Genomic DNA, 15,761 nt, shown 5'->3' with positions numbered 1-15,761 from the left:
CCTCATCGCGACGGCCGGGCAAATCGTTGATTCGGACTGGAGATGGGCTGCCATGACGACCAGAGAAGACCTCGCCGCACCCCTCACCGGGCTCACGCGCACGATCGGAGTCCGGTGATGGTGACCCTGCAGGCAGCCGTACGTTTCGACGAGCTCCGCGCGGTCGAGGGCCCCGTCGACCCGGCCGAGCTCGACAAGGTCTGGGCGGGCCTCGACACCGTCGCCGCCTCGGCGATCCTCGGCTCGTGGCGCGGCTTCGCGTTCTCGACCGGGCACCCGATCGAGAAGACGCTCGCCACGAGCAGCTGGTACGGCAAGCGGTTCGACGCCCTCGACGACGCCAAGCCCCTCATCTGCCGCGCCGAGGACGGCTCGCTCTACTCCGACGTGAAGTCCGGACGCGGCGAGGCGAGCCTGTGGAACGTCGAGTTCCGCGGGGAGGTCACCGCGACCATGGTCTACGACGGGATGCCGGTCCTCGACCACTTCAAGCGGGTCGACGGCGACACCCTGATGGGGATCATGAACGGCAAACCGGCCGTCGTCCTCGACCCAGCCGGGCGGCACTTCTACTTCGGGCTGGAGCGCGCATGAGCGGTGGCGGAACCGCGACCCAGGTGCTGCTCACCCGCGGCATCGACACCCCGGCCGAGCTGGTGGCCGCGCGGCTGGACGCGCCTCGCGAGGACGAGGTGCTGGTCCGGATCGAGGCGGTCGGCCTGTGCCACACCGACCTCGCCACCCGGGCCGCACTGGGCGCCACCCCGGCCGTGCTCGGGCACGAGGGGTGCGGCATCGTCGAGCAGGTCGGCGCGGCGGTCTCCGCTGCCTCCGGCATCCGGGTCGGCGAGCGGGTGGTGCTCTCCTTCCGCTCCTGTGGTTCCTGCGAGCGCTGTCTCGGCGGCGCTCCGGCCTACTGCGAGCAGGCCCAGCGGCTCAACAGCGCCGGGCGCCGCCCCGACGGCAGCGCCACGGTCACCGTGGACGGCCGGCCGGTCTTCGCCTCGTTCTTCGGGCAGTCCTCCTTCGCCAGCCACGCACTCGTGGCGGCCGACGCCTGCGTACCCGTCGGGGAGGCGGCGCCCGAGGTCGCGGCGCCCCTCGGCTGCGGGCTCCTGACCGGTGCCGGTGCGGTCCTCAACGTGCTCCGTCCCGGGGCCGGCGACCGGCTGCTCGTGGTCGGCGCCGGCGGGGTCGGGGCCGCGGCTGTGCTCGCGGCACGTTCCGAGGGTGTAGAGGTGGTCGTCGTGGAGCCCCTCGCGTCCCGTCGCGAGCTGGTCGCCTCGTTCGGGGCGAAGGCCTGTGAGTCCCTCGACGAGCTGGCCGACCCCGGGATCAGCCACGCGCTCGACACCTCGGGCCGCCCCGAGATCGTCGATCGCGTCCTCGGCCTGCTGGACCCGCTCGGCACCCTGGCCGTGGTCGGCCTGGGCCCAGCGCGAGCCGAGATCGACGTACGCCGCCTGATGCTGCGCGGGCTCACGCTCCGTGGCTGCGTGGAGGGCGACGCGGTCCCCCGAGAGCTCGTTCCCGAGCTGCTCCGCCGCCACGCCGCTGGCACGCTCCCCCTCGACCGGCTGGTGACGACCTTTCCCCTCTCCGAGTGGGATGAGGCGGTCGCCGCACAACGCGCCGGGAGGGTGCTCAAGCCCGTTATGCTGCCCTGATTCTCGGGCGTGACCCGAGGCCCACGGAACGGAGCCATGGATGCGCGTGCTGTTGTCGACGTACGGGTCGCGGGGAGATGTCGAGCCGATGGTGGCGCTGGCGGTGCAGCTGCAGCGGAGCGGCGCGGAGGTGCGGATGTGCGCACCGCCGGACGAGGAGTTCGTGGACCTGCTGGAGCGGGAGGGTGTGCCGCACGTGCCGTTCCTCAAGCCGTGGCGGTCGCGGGAGCGGCCGCCGACGGCCGAGGAGCGCCACCAGCGGGTGACCGACTTCATCGCGGCGCAGTACGACACCGTGGCCGAGGCCGCCGAGGGCTGCGACGTGGTCGTGGCCACCGCGATGTCGCAGTTCGTCGCACCCTCGGTGGCCGAGCGGCTGGGCATCCCCTATCACTACGTCCTGTTCTGCCCCGACGTCGTCGACGGCCTGGACGGGCAGGGTTTCACGGCGCTGTTCAAGGAGCCCCTCGACGCCCACCGGGCCTCGACCGGGCTCTCCCCGGTCGGCGACGTCGCCGAGTTCATGTTCACCACCCGTCCGCTCCTCGCGGCCGATCCCACCCTCGGACCGTGGAACGGGTCCTCCGGCCTCGACGTCGTGCAGACCGGGGCGTGGACGCTCGAGGACGACCGCCCGCTCCCGGCCGACCTGCTGGGCTTCCTGGAGACCGGTGACGAGCCCGTCTATGTCGGGTTCGGCAGCATGCGCACGGTCGGTGAGGAGAGCGTGCGGGTCGCGGTCGAGGCCATCCGCGCCCACGACCGGCGGGTGGTCATCGGGCGGGGATGGGCCGGGCTCGACGTCATCGACGGTCGCGACGACTGCTTCGTCATCGGCGAGGCCAACCACCAGAAGCTCTTCGGCCGGGTCGCCGCCGTCGTCCACCACGGTGGCGCCGGCACCATGACCACGGCCTACCGGGCCGGCGCCCCTCAGGTGGTCGTCCCCCAGGCGGGTGACCAGGTCTACTGGGCCGGGCGGGTGGCCGCGCTCGGCATCGGGGTCGCCCACGACGGCGCCGCCCCGACGGTCGAGTCGCTCACCGCAGCGCTCGGTGCCGTACTCGAACCCGAGGTCCGCGCGCGGGCGACCGCGATGGGCGCCGAGGCCCGGGTCGACGGAGCGGCGAGGGCCGCGGAGCTGTTGCTCGCCGGCAGGGCCTGAGGCTCAGCGGCCGAGTACGTGGCGCAGCGCCGCCTCCAGCGTCGGGTGACGAAACCGGTGGTGGCTCCCGAGAGCGGACGGCTCGACACGCTGGCTCGCCAGCGCCATCTCCGCCGCGCCCTCCCTGCCGAGCAGGAGCCGCGGGCCCAGCGCCGGGGTGGGCAGGAGCGCGGGCCGGTGGAGCACGTGCGCGAGGGTCTGTGCGTAGACCCGGCCGGTGACCGGCTCGGGGGCGACCGCGTCGACCGGCCCCACGAGCGTCTCGTCGAGGACCGCGCGATGGTAGATGTCGACCAGGTCGTCGATGCCGATCCAGCTCAGCCACTGCTCGCCGCTCCCCAGCCGGCCACCCAGTCCGGCCGCGAAGAGCGGTCGTTGGAGCCGAAGCGCTCCGCCGGCCGGGGTCTGGACGATCCCGGTCCGCACGTTCACCACGCGCGGCCCGTCGACCCGGCTCGCCGCCTCCCAGTCGGCGACCACGTCGGCGAGGAAGCCCGTACCGCGCGCCGATGTCTCGGTGAGGACCTCGTCGCCGCGGTCGGCGCCGTAGATCCCGATCGCGGAGGCAGCCACGAAGGTGCGTACGCCGCTGCGTGCCGCCGCCTCGGCGAGCCGGCGGGTCGGCTCGATCCGGGAGTCACGGATCGCCGCCTTGTGCGCCGCGGTGAAGCGGCCCGCGATCGACACGCCCGCCAGATGAATGACCGCGTCGACGCCGTCGAGCAGGTCCTGGCCGGGAGCCGAGGGATCCCAGCGGCGCTCGTCATCTCCGGCGGGCGCGTGCCGCACCAGCCTGACCACCCGATGGCCACCGGTCGTGAGGAACGGGACCAGGGCCTGCCCGACGGCCCCATGAGAGCCGGTGACCGCGATGGTGAGCCTCTTGCCCGCTGCGTACGTCCTGCGGTGGGCCGCGAGGTCGGCGGTCAGCTGGGCGTGGCGGTAGCCGAGCATCCGGTCCACCATCCGCCCGAGCACGTTCGTCTCGACCCGGTCGGTGACCAGCGTCGCCTCGCCGTCGGCGGCGAACTCGTGCCGGTGGGTCCACGTCAGCGGCCGCAGCGAGGCGAGCCGGTCGGTGAACAGGTGCGGCGGGTCGTAGGCGTCGGGATCGTGACGGGCGACCCAGTCCACGCCGCGGCCGAGCGAGATCACCGCGGTGCCGTCGGCGAGGTCGGTCGCCTCCACCCGCACCTCCCCCGGCATCCACGGCGGCGTCAGCCGGCGGATCGCCCCCGGACGCCGATGCCACCCGAAGACCTCCTCGACGGGCGCCTCGACACGTGTCGTCAGCGAGCGGAACCGGACCAGCGGGGACGTCATACCCGAAGCCTTGCGCGGATCGGCTGGACGTACAACCACCGGGGCGGCCCGGCGCTCAGTCGCCGATGAAGTCGGGGCGCCGGCGCTCCAGGAAGGCCGCCCGGCCCTCGGCGAACTGCCGGCCGGCCAGCAGGTCGACCTGGAGGTCGGCCTCGGCCGCGAGTACGCCGTCGAGGCTCTGGTCGGGTTGGGTGAGGATGCGCCGGGTGCCGGTGACCATCGGCGCCGAGAGCTCGGCCAGCCGCGAGGCCAGCTCGACCGCGTGGTCGAGGGCGGTGCCGTCCTCGACGACGGTCTCGACCGCGCCGATCCGCTCGGCCTCGGCGGCGTCGAAGGTGCGTACGGTCAGGAGCAGCTCGCGCGCCCTCCCCTGGCCGACGCGCCGCGGGAGGGTGTAGGCGAGCCCGGTGTCGGGGCCGAGCCCGATCTTCCCGAACGACGTCGAGAACGTCGCCGAGCGGCCGGCGACCACGAGGTCGCAGGCGGCGGCCAGAGCGAGCCCGAGCCCGTAGGCGCCGCCCTCGACCGCGGCGAGGACCGGCCGCTCGCCGGTGACCAGCTGACGTACGACCGCGTTGACGACCTCGAGCCGCTGCCGGGCGACGTCGCGGTCCTGCGACATCGACCGGATGTCGCCGCCCGCGGAGAACACCGAGCCGGCGCCGGTCAGGACGACGGCCCGCGCCTCCACCTCGGCGGCCCGGAGCGCGGCGAGCAGGTCGATCCGGTCGGCGAGGTCGAGCGCGTTGCGGCGCTCGGGACGGTCGAGTGTGAGGATCCGGACGTGACCACGGTCCTCGACGCGGACCGCCTTGGTGCGTGGCGCCGAGCTCAACCCTGGAACTCCTTCACCATCTGCTTGGCGATGATCAGCTTCTGGATCTCGCTGGTGCCCTCGTAGAGCCGGAACAGCCGCGCGTCGCGGTAGAACCGCTCGACCGGCACCTCGCGCATGTAGCCGAGGCCCCCGTGGATCTGGACCGCGCGGTCGGCGATCCGGTCGACCGCCTCGGTGCAGAACAGCTTGCACAGCGACGGAGCCGTGCGGCGGTCGCTGCCGTCGTCCCAGCTGCGGGCTGCCTCGAGCACCATCGCGCGACCGGCGTACGCCTCGGTCCGGCTCTCGGCGAGCATCGCCTGGATCAGCTGGAACTCCGCCAGCTTCTGGCCGCCCTGGCCGTTGGTCGTGGCGTGGCGCAGGCTCTCCTCGATCAGCCGGTCCGCCAGGCCGACGGTCAGCGCGGCGATGTGCAGCCGCCCCTTGGCCAGCGATCGCATCGCCGCGGAGAAGCCCTCGCCCTCGACCTCGCCGACCAGGTTCGCGGCGGGCACCCGAGCGCCGTCGAAGAAGATCTCCGAGGTCACCGCGCCGCGCTGGCCCATCTTGTGGTCGCGCGGGCCGATGGTGACGCCGGGGGTGTCGGTCGGCACCACGAACACCGAGATGTTCTTCGCGCCCTCGCCGAGGTCGCCGGTGCGGGCGAAGACCATGAGCAGGTCGGCCCAGATCGCGTTGGTGATGAAGCGCTTCTGCCCGCTGATGACGTACTCGTCGCCCTCGCGCACGGCGCGGGTGCGCAGGCCGCTCGGGTCGGAGCCGGCCTCGGGCTCGGTGAGCGCGAAGGAGGCCACCAGGTCACCGCTGGCCAGCCCGGGCAGGTACTGCTGCTTCTGTCGCTCGGTGCCGCAGTTGACCAGCACCTGGCCGGCGATGCCGTTGTTGGTGCCGAACATCGAGCGGAAGGACGGCGTGGTCCAGCCGAGCTCCATCGCCAGCCGGACCTCCTCGGACATGGTGAAGCCGAGACCGCCGTACTCCTCGGGGATGGCGTAGCCGAACAGCCCCATGGCCGCGGCCTGCTGCCGGAGCCGGTCGGGGATCTGGTCGGTCTCCTCGATCTCGTCCTCGGCGGTGACGACCTCCTTGCGGACGAACGCGCGGACGGCGTCGAGGATCGAGGTGAACTCGTCGGGCTCCATGGGTGCTGCTCCTTCGTGCGGGGTCAGGGCGTGGGAACGGGTACGTCGCCGGGCCGGCCGACCACGCCCCCGGCGGCCAGCCGGTCGATCGCGCCGGCCTCGAGGCCGAGCTCGGCGAGCACGGCATCGGTGTGGGCGCCGAGCTCGGGGATCGCGCCCATCGGGAGCTCGACGTCGCGGAACGTCATCGGAGGCAGTACGCCACGGACCGGCCCGGCAGGAGTCTCGACCTCGCGCCACCGGTCGCGGCCGGCGAGCTGCGGGTGGTCGACGAGGCCGGACATGTCGTTGATCTGGGCCGCCGGGACGCCCGCGGCGGCGAGCCGGGCGTCGAGGTCGGCGGTGGCGAAGCCGCGGGTGTGCTCGGCGACGACCGCGTCGCACTCCTCGCGGTGGGCGACCCGCAGCGGGTTGGTGGCCAGCCGGGGATGGTCGACGAGGTCGGGCCGGTCGAAGACGTCGGTCACCAGCGCTCGCCAGCCGCGGTCGTTCTGGACGCCGATCAGGATCTCCCCGTCGGCGGTCGGGAAGGCGTCGTAGGGTGCGATCGAGGCGTGGCTGAGCCCCATCCGCGGCACCTGGCGGCCGCCGTACATCTGCATGTACATCGGATGTCCGAGCCACTCGACGGTCGCGTCGAACATCGAGACGTCCACGATGCCGCCCTTGCCGGTGCGCTCGCGGCGGAACAGCGCCGCGACGATCGCCTGGCTGGTGTAGAGGCCGGCGGCGATGTCGGAGCTGGGGACGCCGGTCTTGGTCGCCGTCTCCGGGGTGCCGGTGACCGAGATCAGCCCGGACTCGGCCTGGATCAGCATGTCGTACGCCTTGCGGTCCCGCAGCGGGCCGCCGGTGCCGTAGCCGGAGATGCCGGCGACGACGAGCCGCGGGTGCCGTTCGGCGAGCTCCTCGGCACCGAGCCCGAGCCGTTCGGCGGCGCCGGGCGCGGCGTTCTGCAGGAACACGTCGGCGCGGGCGACCAGCCGGCGCGCGAGCTCGGCGCCGTCGGGCGACTTGAGGTCGAGCGCGACCGACTCCTTGCCGCGGTTGAGCCAGACGAAGTGCGAGGCGAGGCCGTGCACCGCGTGGTCGTAGTTGCGGGCGAAGTCACCCTCGCCCACCCGTTCCAGCTTGATCACGCGGGCACCGAGGTCCGCGAGGTGACGGGTGGCGAGCGGGGCCGCGACGGCCTGCTCGAGGGCGACCACGGTGATGCCCTCCAGCGGCAGCAGATCGGTGGTCATGCAGAAAGCATCCCGCGACTTCTTATGCTCGTCCAATACCTAATCCTTGGATGATTGTTCCAACTGATGCAAGAGTTGTCCTCATGGACCTGCACCATCTCGAGGCGTTCCTCGCCGTGGCCGAGGAGCTCCACTTCGGTCGGGCGGCCGAGCGGCTGCACATCGCCCAGCCTCCGCTGAGCCGCACCATCAAGCAGCTCGAGCGCGACCTCGGCGCCCAGCTCTTCGACCGCACCACGCGGAGCGTGCGGCTGACGTCGGCCGGCGAGGCACTGGTGCGGCCCGCCCAGGAGGTGCTCGAGGGCATGCGCACCGCACGCCGGGCGGTCCGCTCGGCCGGCCGGGGCGAGACCGGCCGGGTCCGGATCGGGTTCGCCGGCCCCTCCTCCCACGTGCTGGTCGGCAAGCTGGGCCGGATCGTCCGCGAGCAGCACCCCGGCATCGAGCTGATGCTGCAGAGCACGACCTACAACTACGAGGCGCTGCGCTCGCTGCAGGACGGCGAGCTCGACCTGGCCATCGCGCGCTGGCGGATCGAGCCGCAGGGCCTGGCGCACCGGGTGATCGCGGTCGAGCACTACGTGCTCGCCGTCCCCGCCGGCCACCGGCTGGCCGGCCGCGAGGAGGTCAGCATGGCGGAGTGCCGGGACGAGCCGTTCGTGGCACTGCCCGCCGACCCCGGCTCCAGCGTGCGCGACGCCTTCATCGAGACGGCGTCCCAGGCCGGGTTCGTGCCCAACATCGTGCAGACCGCGCCGGACAGCTGGACCGCGGTCGCACTGGTCGCGGCAGGCGTCGGCATCACCTTCACCCTCGACACCGCGATCGCCAACGTCGTGCAGACCGGCATCGAGGTGGTCCGGATCAGCGAGTGCGATCGCCCCACGTTCCAGCAGCTCGCCTGGCGGCAGGAGGACCGGAGCCCGGCGCTGCGCGCGGTGCTGCGTGCCTCCGAGGAGGCACTGCCCACGCCGGACCTGCCGAACGACCCGCCCGCCTGACCACTGGTCAGCGGTCGGTCGAGACCTTCACCAGACCGACCTGCGAGGCGGTGGCGACGTGGCGACCGGCCGTGTCGAACAGCTCACCGACCCCGTGGGCACGGCCGTGGGCGATCGACTCCACCCGGCAGTCGAACTGGTGCCAGCCGCTCAGGTCGGAGGCGGCATGGAACGTCAGCGCATGGGTCAGGCTGAGGATCCGGGCGCCGGGCTTGTGCCGAGCCGAGCCGAGCGCCAGGAACGACGCCTCGAGCACGCTCATGTCGCTCACGTACGCGACCAGGGCCGCCCGCAGGACCAGGTCGTCCGGCAGCGGGCCGGTCGCCCGGAAGAAGGTGGTCTGTCGGTCGTTCGGCTCGGCGACGGTGAAGTACGGCGGCGCCACCGCGTGGCGGAAGTGGACCGGTCGCTGCAGCCGCCACCAGGTCGGGATCCGTTCGTCCGAACCGAACCGGTCGGCCAGGTCCGGCAGCGTCTCGGGGTCGGGAGCGGGCGCAGGCCGGACCGAGCTGTAGGAGGGCAGGTCGGCACGGACCGTCGCCCAGCGCGTGACCGCACCGAAGAGCTCCTGACCCGTCTCGTCCAGCAGCCGGCTGCGCCGGGTCGCCAGCGACGGGGCGTCCGAGACGACCGTGACCTCCCAATGCAGCGGACGGTCCGTCGGCACCCCGCCGACGAAGTCGGCCTGCAGGCTGACGATCCGCTGGTCGGCCCCGACGCCGCGGCCGGCGGCGACCAGGGCCTGCGCGAGGAGCAGGCCGCCGAAGATCCGGTCGGCGGGGTGCGCCTGTGGCTTCCCGACCCAGTGGCTCACGGGGCCGGCCGGGTCGTCGGCACAGCTCAGGTCGAGGAGCTCGAGCAGCTCGTCGAGGGTCACAGCGGCACGGGCGCCGGCGGCAGGAGAGGCAGTGTCCACAAGGGCTCATTGTGCCGCCGTTTGTCGTCACTTTCGATATCTGTCTCGAACTATTCATACGCATCCGTCAACAGTTGGCTGCGGAAGAAGTATTGGAGTTCGGCACGCGGCTGGCGGCAGGCTGGGACCACTGACCCACCCCGTCCGCCCCGAGGAGCACCCATGGCCGCACCCGACAAGGTCACCGATCTCACCTCGGCGGTGGCCACCCACGTACGGGACGGCATGACGGTCGCACTGGAGGGCTTCGGCCACCTGATCCCGTTCGCCGCGGGCCACGAGATCATCCGCCAGGGCCGCCGGGACCTGACCTTCTGCCGGATGACTCCCGATCTGCTGGCCGACCAGATGATCGCCGCCGGCTGCGTCTCCAAGCTCGTGGCCTCGTTCTTCGCCAGCGGCTCGGCAGGATCCCTGCACGAGGTCCGACGTCGCGTCGAGAGCGCCGACCCGGAGCCGCTCGAGGTCGAGGAGTACAGCCACTACGGCATGGTCTGCCGCTACCAGGCGGGCGCCGCCGGGCTGCCGTTCTTCCCGCTCCGCTCCTACGCCGGCAGCGACCTCCCGAAGCTCAACCCGCTGATCCGCAAGGTCGCCGACCCCTACGGCGGCCCGGACATCTACGTCGTCCCGCCGCTGCGCCCGGACGTGACGATCGTGCACGCCCAGCGCGCCGACCGCTCCGGCAACGTCCAGATGTGGGGCATCGTCGGGGCCCAGCAGGAGGCGGCGTACGCGGCCGAGACGGTGATCGCGACCGTCGAGGAGATCGTCGAGGAGGACGTGGTCCGCTCCGACCCCAACCGGACCGTGCTGCCCTCGCACGCGGTCACCGCGGTGGTGGAGTGCCCCGGCGGCGCGCACCCGTCCTATACCCAGGGCCACTACGACCGCGACAACGCCTTCTACCGCGAGTGGACCCCGATCAGCCGTGACCGCGAGGCGGTGCTCGGCTGGCTCGAGGAGTGGGTGCATCGGGTGCCGGACCGCGCCGCCTACCTCGCCAAGCTAGGCGAGGAGCGCTGGGCCGGGCTCGGTGTCGCGCCCCGACTCTCGCAGCCCGTCGACTTCGGCCGCCGGGTCGCCCAGGAGGCGTCATGACCTTCTCGGACGTGGCTCCGTCCAGCACCGAGTTCCTCGCCGCGGTCGCCGCGCGTCAGCTCGCCGGCAAGCACCGCGTCTTCGCCGGTGTCGGGCTGCCGACGCTCGCCGTCGACCTGGCGCGGCGCACCGTGAACCCCGACGTCGAGCTGGTCTACGAGTCCGGGATCTGCGGCGCGCAGCCGGAGGGCCTGGCCGAGGGCATCGCCGACTCGGTGCTGGTCTCCGGCGCCGCGGCGGTCCTGAGCATGCCCGCACTGTTCGGGTACGTGCTCCAGCGGGGCCATGTCGACGTCGGCTTCCTCGGCGCCGCCCAGGTCGACCGCTGGGGCAGCCTCAACACCAGCTTCATCGGCGACTGGGACAGGCCCGAGGTCCGGCTTCCCGGGGCCGGCGGCGCCGCGGAGATCATGCCGAACGCCGGCGAGTGCGTCGTGGTGCTGCGGCGCCACGACCCCGGTGCCCTGCCGGCAGAGCTCGACTTCTGCACCTCGCCCAGCCCGGTGCGGGCGCACGAGGAGGACCCACGGATGGTGCCTCCCGGCCACGGGGTCTCCACCGTGATCACCCCGATGGCGGTGCTGCGCCGCCCCGACAAGCTCGGCGAGCTCGAGGTCAGCGAGGTCCACCCCGGCCTCACCGTCGACGACGTCCGCGCCGCGACCGGGTGGGACATCCCGGTCGCTGATGACGTACGCGAGACCGCGCGGCCGACCGTCGAGGAGGTCAGGCTGCTCCGCGACGAGATCGACACGGTGCGGCTCTACCTCCGATGAGCACGTCCTCCGTCCCGCTCGAACCGCGCCGGTCGGCGTACGTCGCCCTGCTGGCGTGCTCCACGCTCGGCACCCTGTCGAGCACGATCATCAGCGCGCCGATCAACGTGATCGCCCACGCGATCGGGGCCTCGCCGCGCGGGATCGTCTTCGCGGTCAGCGCCTTCACCCTGGCGATGGTCGTCTTCGCGCCGATCTCCGGCTGGATGTGTCAGCGGTTCGGCTCGCGCCGGGTGCTCGCCGGGTCGCTCCTGCTGATGGTGGCCGCCCAGGCGGGCGCTGCGTTCAGCCAAGGGCTCGGGTTCCTGGTCGTGATGCGTGCCCTGCAGGGCGTCGCCTGCTCGGCGGTGCCGCCCGCGATCCAGCAGGTGCTCGGCCGGCACTGGGCCGGCAACCGGGCCCGGGTGATGGCCGCCTGGGCGGCCGCCATCGGCGTCGGCCAGGCGCTCGGGCCGCCGCTGGGCGGCCTGGTCGCCGACACGCTCGGCTGGCGCTGGGTGTTCCTCACCCATGCCTCGCTCAGCGCCGTGCTGCTGGTGCTGTGCCTGACCGTGGTGCCCGACGTACCCGCCTCGTACGCCCCGCTCCATGTCAGCGGCATGGCGACGCTCCTGGTCGGCATCGGTGCGCTCGTCGGCGCCGTCAGCTGGCTCGGGCAGCACGGTGAGGTGTCGGTGGCCGCGGGGATGGCGGCCGTGGGCGTGCTCGCCCTGGCCGTGCACGCCCAGCTCGGGCGCACCAGCGCCGGGCCGTTCGTCCCGCCCGGACTGCTCACCGAGCGGAGGTTCGTGGCGAGCACGATGGCCGCCGGCACGGTGATGGGCAGCCTCGGCGTCGCGATCGTCGCCACTCCTCTGCACCTGGGCCGCGACCTCGGGCTCGGCCCGGGGCACATCGGCGTCACGATGCTCGCGCTGGCCCTGGCGATGACGCTCGCGGCGCCGCTCTCCTCCCGGGTCACCGAGCGGTTCACCGCCCGGCGCACGCTGCGCGGCGGGCTGGTGCTGCTCGCGCTCGGCCTGCTCGCGCTGCCCCTGGCCGCGAACGCGTCCGGCTCCGGCACGGTCGTCGCGCTCACCGTGGCCGCGCTCGTGCTGACCGGCTCGGCGATCGGCGTCGTGCAGGCGACATCGGCCCTCGGCCTGATGACCTCGCCGGCCGCCGCCGACGGGGTCGCGCTCGGGCTCCACAACATGCTCCGCTTCACCGGCCTCGCCGTCGGCTACTCCTGGGTCGCGATCGCCTACCCGACCGGGAACCTCTCCCTCGTCTACGGCGTCCCGGTCGCCGCGGTCGCAGTGACCTGGGCGATGGCAGGCCCCGGCCAGGCGACGATCTCTCGGCCTGTCACAGAAAAGGTGTCCCATGACCATCGCTGACCCCACATCCGGACCGCTCGCCGGCCTCCGTGTCGTCGAGGTGTCGAGCTTCGTCGCCACGCCGCTGTGCGGCACCACGCTGGCACAGCTCGGCGCCGAGGTGGTCCGCGTCGAGCCGCTGGAGGGCGCACCGGACCGCACTCGCTGGCCGCTGAGCGATAGCGGCGCCAGCCTCTACTGGAACGGGCTCAACCCCGGCAAGAAGGCCATCGCCGTCGACTGCACCCACCCGGAGGGGCGAGAGCTGGTCGCGGACCTGGTCGTCTCGGGCGGTCCGTCCGGCGGCATCGTGGTCACCAACACCGAGCGCTGGGCCGAGCTCGGGTACGCCGCGCTGCGCGCCCGCCGCGACGACGTCATCCACGTGCTCCTCACCGGGCGCCACGACGGCGGGACCGCCGTCGACTACACCGTGCAGGCCGGCACCGGCTTCCCGCTCGTGACCGGCCCGGAGGACCACGCGGCACCGGTCAACGGCGTGGTGCCGGCGTGGGACCTCGCGGCCGGGCTCCACCTCGCGACCGGGCTGATCGCCGCCGAGCGCCGGCGCGCGGTCAGCGGCGAGGGCGCCGAGGTGCGGGTCGCACTGGAGGACGTCGCCCTGGCGGTCGCCGGCAACCTCGGCTACCTCGCCGAGGCACAGCTGCACCCGGCCGGCGAGCGCGGCTCGACCGGCAACCACGTCTACGGCACCTTCGGCCGCGACTTCACCACCGCGGACGGCGACCGCTTCATGCTGGTAGCCCTCACCCCGCGGCAGTGGTCGGACCTGCTGGGCATCACCGGCCTCGGCGACGCGGTGGCCGCGCTCGCCCGCGCCCTCGACGCCGACTTCTCCGACGAGGGTGCCCGGTTCCGGCACCGCACCGCGCTGGGCGGCCTGGTCGCGGCCTGGTTCGAGCAGCACGACACGGCGTACGTCACGGCGGCGCTGGCGCAGACCCGGATCCTGTGGTCGCCCTACCGCAGCTTCCGCGACCTCGCCGCCGACGACGCCCGGCTGCTGCGCGAGCACCCGCTGTTCTCCACGATCACCCAGCCCGGCGTCGGCGAGCTGCTCGCCCCGGGCGCGCCGATCACCGTCGACGGCCACCGGAGCGCGGCCCGGCCGGCACCCGCCGTCGGGCAGGACACCGACGAGGTGCTCGCCGGCACCCTCGGGCTGCCCGCCGAGAGGCTGGACGATCTGGTCGCCCGCGGCGTGATCGGCACCCGGGACGTGGTGGCCCGATGAACGCCGCCCGCACCTGGCTGTTCGTCCCCGGCGACCGACCCGAGCGGTTCGCCAAGGCTGCCGCCGCCGGCCCCGACGTCGTGATCCTCGACCTCGAGGACGCCGTCGCCCCGGCACACAAGGACGCGGCCCGCGATCACGTCACCGGCTGGCGCACAGGGGCCGGGACGACGGTCGCGGTGCGGATCAACGCCGCCGACGCCCCGTGGCACGACGCCGACGTCGCCGCGCTCGCGGCCCTGGACCGGCCGAGCCTGGTCGTGCTCCCGAAGGCCGACAGCCCCGAGACCGTGGCGGCCGTCCTGGCCGCGCTCCCCGGCGGCTCCGCCGTCGTCGCGCTGGTCGAGACCGCGCTCGGCGTCGCCCGGGCCATCGACCTGGCCCGCTCCCCCGGAGTCGTACGCCTCGCCTTCGGCAGCTACGACCTGGCCGCCGAGCTCGGTGTCGACCCCGACCACGCACCCGCCCTCGCACCCGCACGCGGCAACCTGGTGCTGGCCTCCGCCGTCGGCGGCCTGGCCGGCCCGATCGACGGCGTCACCGGCGACGTACGCGATGACGAGCGGCTGACCACCGACGTCACCACCGCCGCCGCCCTCGGGTTCGCCGGCAAGCTCTGCATCCACCCCGGCCAGGTGGCCCCCGCCGCCGCGGCCCTGGCACCCACCCCCGACGAGGTCGCCTGGGCCGAGCGCGTCCTGGCCGCCGCGACCGAGGACGGCGTCGCCCTCGTCGAGGGCCGGATGGTCGACGCCCCCGTCGTCGCCCGCGCCCGCCGCATCCTCTCCCTCACTCGACCCGCCCCAGGAGCAACCAGATGAGCAGCCTGACCCCCGACGAGCAGGACATGGTCCGGCTCGTCGCCGACTTCGTCGACGAGCGCGTACGCCCCCGGGTGCGCGAGTTCGAGGCCGACGATCTCTACCCCGAAGAGCTCATCGAGGAGATGAAGAAGCTCGGCTTCTTCGGTCTCCTGGTGCCCGCCGAGCACGGCGGCGTAGACGTGAGCACCGCCTGCTTCGCACGGGTCACCGAGGAGCTCGCCCGCGGCTGGATGAGCCTGGCCGGCGCGATCGGCGGCCACTCGGTGATCAGCTACCTGGTCCGCCACTTCGGCACCCGGGAGCAACAGGCCTACCTGCCCCGGATGGCCGACGGGAGCCTGCGCGCCACCATGGCGCTGACCGAGCCCTCCGGCGGCAGCGACCTGCAGGGCATGCGTACCTTCGCCGACGCCGACGGCGAGGACTTGGTCATCACCGGCTCGAAGACCTGGATCTCCAACGCCCAGCACGCCGGCCTGATCGGGCTGCTCTGCATCACCGACCGCTCGGCGAAGCCCGCCCACCAGGGCATGAGCGTGGTGCTGGTCGAGCCCGGCGACGGGCTGACCGTGTCGGGCAAGATCCCCAAGCTGGGCTACCGCGGCGTCGAGGCCTGCGAGCTCACCTTCGACAAGATGCGGGTTCCCGCGACCGCCGTCCTCGGCGGCACGCCGCATCTTGGCTGGGGCCACATGATGCGCGGCCTCGAGGTCGGCCGGATCCAGGTCGCCGCCCGCGCCGTCGGCGTCGGCCAGGCCGCGCTCGACGACGCGCTCTCCTACGCCCAGACCCGGGAGAGCTTCGGCAAGCCGATCTGGAAGCACCAGTCGGTCGGCAACCTGCTCGCCGAGATGGGCACGAAGATGCGCGCCGCCCGGCTGATGACCCTCGACGCGGCCGAGCGGCTCGACGCCGGCGACCGCGCCGACATGGAGGCCGGGATGGCCAAGCTCTTCGCCTCGGAGGCGGCCATGCAGGTCGCCCTCGACGCGGTGCGGGTGCACGGCGGCTACGGCTACTCCAAGGAGTACGACGTGGAGCGCTGCTTCCGCGACGCTCCGCTGATGATCGTCGGCGAGGGCACCAACGAGATCCAGCGCAACGTGATCGCGGCCCAGCTGGTGGCGCGCGACCAGAAGGGAAAGAACTGA

Annotated in this window: 15 protein-coding genes; 10 read left to right on the top strand and 5 right to left on the bottom strand. The window is 73.3% G+C overall.

Annotated elements, in window-relative coordinates:
• Positions 1 to 117 precede the first annotated feature (117 nt).
• Genes ABZ796_RS08020 through ABZ796_RS08010 form a run of 3 tightly spaced genes read left to right on the top strand, consistent with a single transcriptional unit; the run spans position 118 to position 2,832 of the window.
• Positions 118 to 594 (top strand): DUF4334 domain-containing protein, encoded by a 477-nt coding sequence (locus tag ABZ796_RS08020; protein WP_357335994.1) that lies wholly within the window; start codon positions 118 to 120, stop codon positions 592 to 594.
• On the top strand, positions 591 to 1,667 hold the full coding sequence (locus ABZ796_RS08015) for an alcohol dehydrogenase catalytic domain-containing protein (RefSeq protein ID WP_357335993.1): 1,077 nt from the start codon (positions 591 to 593) through the stop codon (positions 1,665 to 1,667). The genes ABZ796_RS08020 and ABZ796_RS08015 overlap by 4 nt, the downstream gene beginning before the upstream one ends.
• Before the next feature lie 40 nt (positions 1,668 to 1,707).
• Positions 1,708 to 2,832, top strand: coding sequence for a glycosyltransferase (locus tag ABZ796_RS08010; protein ID WP_357335992.1), 1,125 nt, complete (start codon positions 1,708 to 1,710; stop codon positions 2,830 to 2,832).
• A gap of 3 nt (positions 2,833 to 2,835) precedes the next feature.
• Here the strand turns inward: ABZ796_RS08010 and ABZ796_RS08005 are convergent, their stop codons facing one another.
• From ABZ796_RS08005 to ABZ796_RS07990, 4 genes are read right to left on the bottom strand one after another with little or no spacing between them, the layout of a single operon-like run.
• Positions 2,836 to 4,155 carry a TIGR01777 family oxidoreductase gene (locus tag ABZ796_RS08005; protein WP_357335990.1) on the bottom strand — a complete coding sequence of 440 codons (1,320 nt, stop codon included), beginning with the start codon at positions 4,153 to 4,155 and terminating at the stop codon, positions 2,836 to 2,838.
• A 55-nt stretch (positions 4,156 to 4,210) separates the two neighbouring features.
• Complete coding sequence (locus ABZ796_RS08000) at positions 4,211 to 4,990, bottom strand: enoyl-CoA hydratase-related protein (RefSeq protein ID WP_357335988.1); 780 nt, start codon at positions 4,988 to 4,990, stop codon at positions 4,211 to 4,213.
• Positions 4,987 to 6,135, bottom strand: a complete 1,149-nt coding sequence (locus tag ABZ796_RS07995) for an acyl-CoA dehydrogenase family protein (protein ID WP_357335987.1) — start codon at positions 6,133 to 6,135, stop codon at positions 4,987 to 4,989. The genes ABZ796_RS08000 and ABZ796_RS07995 overlap by 4 nt, the downstream gene beginning before the upstream one ends.
• A gap of 23 nt (positions 6,136 to 6,158) precedes the next feature.
• Positions 6,159 to 7,379 carry a CaiB/BaiF CoA-transferase family protein gene (locus tag ABZ796_RS07990; RefSeq protein WP_357335986.1) on the bottom strand — a complete coding sequence of 407 codons (1,221 nt, stop codon included), beginning with the start codon at positions 7,377 to 7,379 and terminating at the stop codon, positions 6,159 to 6,161.
• Positions 7,380 to 7,462: 83 nt separating this feature from the next.
• Here ABZ796_RS07990 and ABZ796_RS07985 point away from each other — a divergent pair, with 83 nt between their 5' ends.
• On the top strand, positions 7,463 to 8,380 hold the full coding sequence (locus ABZ796_RS07985) for a LysR substrate-binding domain-containing protein (protein WP_357335985.1): 918 nt from the start codon (positions 7,463 to 7,465) through the stop codon (positions 8,378 to 8,380).
• A gap of 7 nt (positions 8,381 to 8,387) precedes the next feature.
• Here the strand turns inward: ABZ796_RS07985 and ABZ796_RS07980 are convergent, their stop codons facing one another.
• Complete coding sequence (locus ABZ796_RS07980; protein ID WP_357335984.1) at positions 8,388 to 9,296, bottom strand: acyl-CoA thioesterase domain-containing protein; 909 nt, start codon at positions 9,294 to 9,296, stop codon at positions 8,388 to 8,390.
• A 162-nt stretch (positions 9,297 to 9,458) separates the two neighbouring features.
• Here ABZ796_RS07980 and ABZ796_RS07975 point away from each other — a divergent pair, with 162 nt between their 5' ends.
• Genes ABZ796_RS07975 through ABZ796_RS07950 form a run of 6 tightly spaced genes read left to right on the top strand, consistent with a single transcriptional unit; the run spans position 9,459 to position 15,761 of the window.
• A complete protein-coding gene (locus tag ABZ796_RS07975; RefSeq protein WP_357335983.1) occupies positions 9,459 to 10,397 on the top strand; it encodes a CoA-transferase in 939 nt (312 codons plus the stop codon).
• Positions 10,394 to 11,173: a CoA-transferase gene (locus ABZ796_RS07970; RefSeq protein WP_357335982.1), complete on the top strand. Its 780-nt coding sequence runs from the start codon at positions 10,394 to 10,396 to the stop codon at positions 11,171 to 11,173. The genes ABZ796_RS07975 and ABZ796_RS07970 overlap by 4 nt, the downstream gene beginning before the upstream one ends.
• Positions 11,170 to 12,552: an MFS transporter gene (locus ABZ796_RS07965; RefSeq protein ID WP_357335981.1), complete on the top strand. Its 1,383-nt coding sequence runs from the start codon at positions 11,170 to 11,172 to the stop codon at positions 12,550 to 12,552. The genes ABZ796_RS07970 and ABZ796_RS07965 overlap by 4 nt, the downstream gene beginning before the upstream one ends.
• Complete coding sequence (locus ABZ796_RS07960; RefSeq protein ID WP_357335980.1) at positions 12,539 to 13,786, top strand: CoA transferase; 1,248 nt, start codon at positions 12,539 to 12,541, stop codon at positions 13,784 to 13,786. Before ABZ796_RS07965 ends, ABZ796_RS07960 begins: the two co-directional genes overlap by 14 nt.
• Complete coding sequence (locus ABZ796_RS07955) at positions 13,783 to 14,607, top strand: CoA ester lyase (protein WP_357335979.1); 825 nt, start codon at positions 13,783 to 13,785, stop codon at positions 14,605 to 14,607. The genes ABZ796_RS07960 and ABZ796_RS07955 overlap by 4 nt, the downstream gene beginning before the upstream one ends.
• Entirely contained in the window at positions 14,604 to 15,761 is a 1,158-nt protein-coding gene (locus tag ABZ796_RS07950; protein ID WP_357335978.1) for an acyl-CoA dehydrogenase family protein, read from the top strand. The genes ABZ796_RS07955 and ABZ796_RS07950 overlap by 4 nt, the downstream gene beginning before the upstream one ends.

The sequence above is a fragment of the Nocardioides sp. NPDC047086 genome, from assembly GCF_040643685.1.
GTDB lineage: Bacteria > Actinomycetota > Actinomycetes > Propionibacteriales > Nocardioidaceae > Nocardioides.
Note: the sequence above shows the minus strand (reverse complement) of the source record. Positions and strands in the feature narration are given on the sequence as shown.

Bases quoted from the DNA above. Each gene is read 5' to 3' on its own strand.
- ABZ796_RS08020 (WP_357335994.1), top strand. From the start codon at position 118: ATGGTGACCCTGCAGGCAGCCGTACGTTTCGACGAGCTCCGCGCGGTC.
- ABZ796_RS08015 (WP_357335993.1), top strand. From the start codon at position 591: ATGAGCGGTGGCGGAACCGCGACCCAGGTGCTGCTCACCCGCGGCATC.
- ABZ796_RS08010 (WP_357335992.1), top strand. From the start codon at position 1,708: ATGCGCGTGCTGTTGTCGACGTACGGGTCGCGGGGAGATGTCGAGCCG.
- ABZ796_RS08005 (WP_357335990.1), bottom strand. From the start codon at position 4,155: ATGACGTCCCCGCTGGTCCGGTTCCGCTCGCTGACGACACGTGTCGAG.
- ABZ796_RS07995 (WP_357335987.1), bottom strand. From the start codon at position 6,135: ATGGAGCCCGACGAGTTCACCTCGATCCTCGACGCCGTCCGCGCGTTC.
- ABZ796_RS07990 (WP_357335986.1), bottom strand. From the start codon at position 7,379: ATGACCACCGATCTGCTGCCGCTGGAGGGCATCACCGTGGTCGCCCTC.
- ABZ796_RS07985 (WP_357335985.1), top strand. From the start codon at position 7,463: ATGGACCTGCACCATCTCGAGGCGTTCCTCGCCGTGGCCGAGGAGCTC.
- ABZ796_RS07975 (WP_357335983.1), top strand. From the start codon at position 9,459: ATGGCCGCACCCGACAAGGTCACCGATCTCACCTCGGCGGTGGCCACC.
- ABZ796_RS07970 (WP_357335982.1), top strand. From the start codon at position 10,394: ATGACCTTCTCGGACGTGGCTCCGTCCAGCACCGAGTTCCTCGCCGCG.
- ABZ796_RS07965 (WP_357335981.1), top strand. From the start codon at position 11,170: ATGAGCACGTCCTCCGTCCCGCTCGAACCGCGCCGGTCGGCGTACGTC.
- ABZ796_RS07960 (WP_357335980.1), top strand. From the start codon at position 12,539: ATGACCATCGCTGACCCCACATCCGGACCGCTCGCCGGCCTCCGTGTC.
- ABZ796_RS07955 (WP_357335979.1), top strand. From the start codon at position 13,783: ATGAACGCCGCCCGCACCTGGCTGTTCGTCCCCGGCGACCGACCCGAG.
- ABZ796_RS07950 (WP_357335978.1), top strand. From the start codon at position 14,604: ATGAGCAGCCTGACCCCCGACGAGCAGGACATGGTCCGGCTCGTCGCC.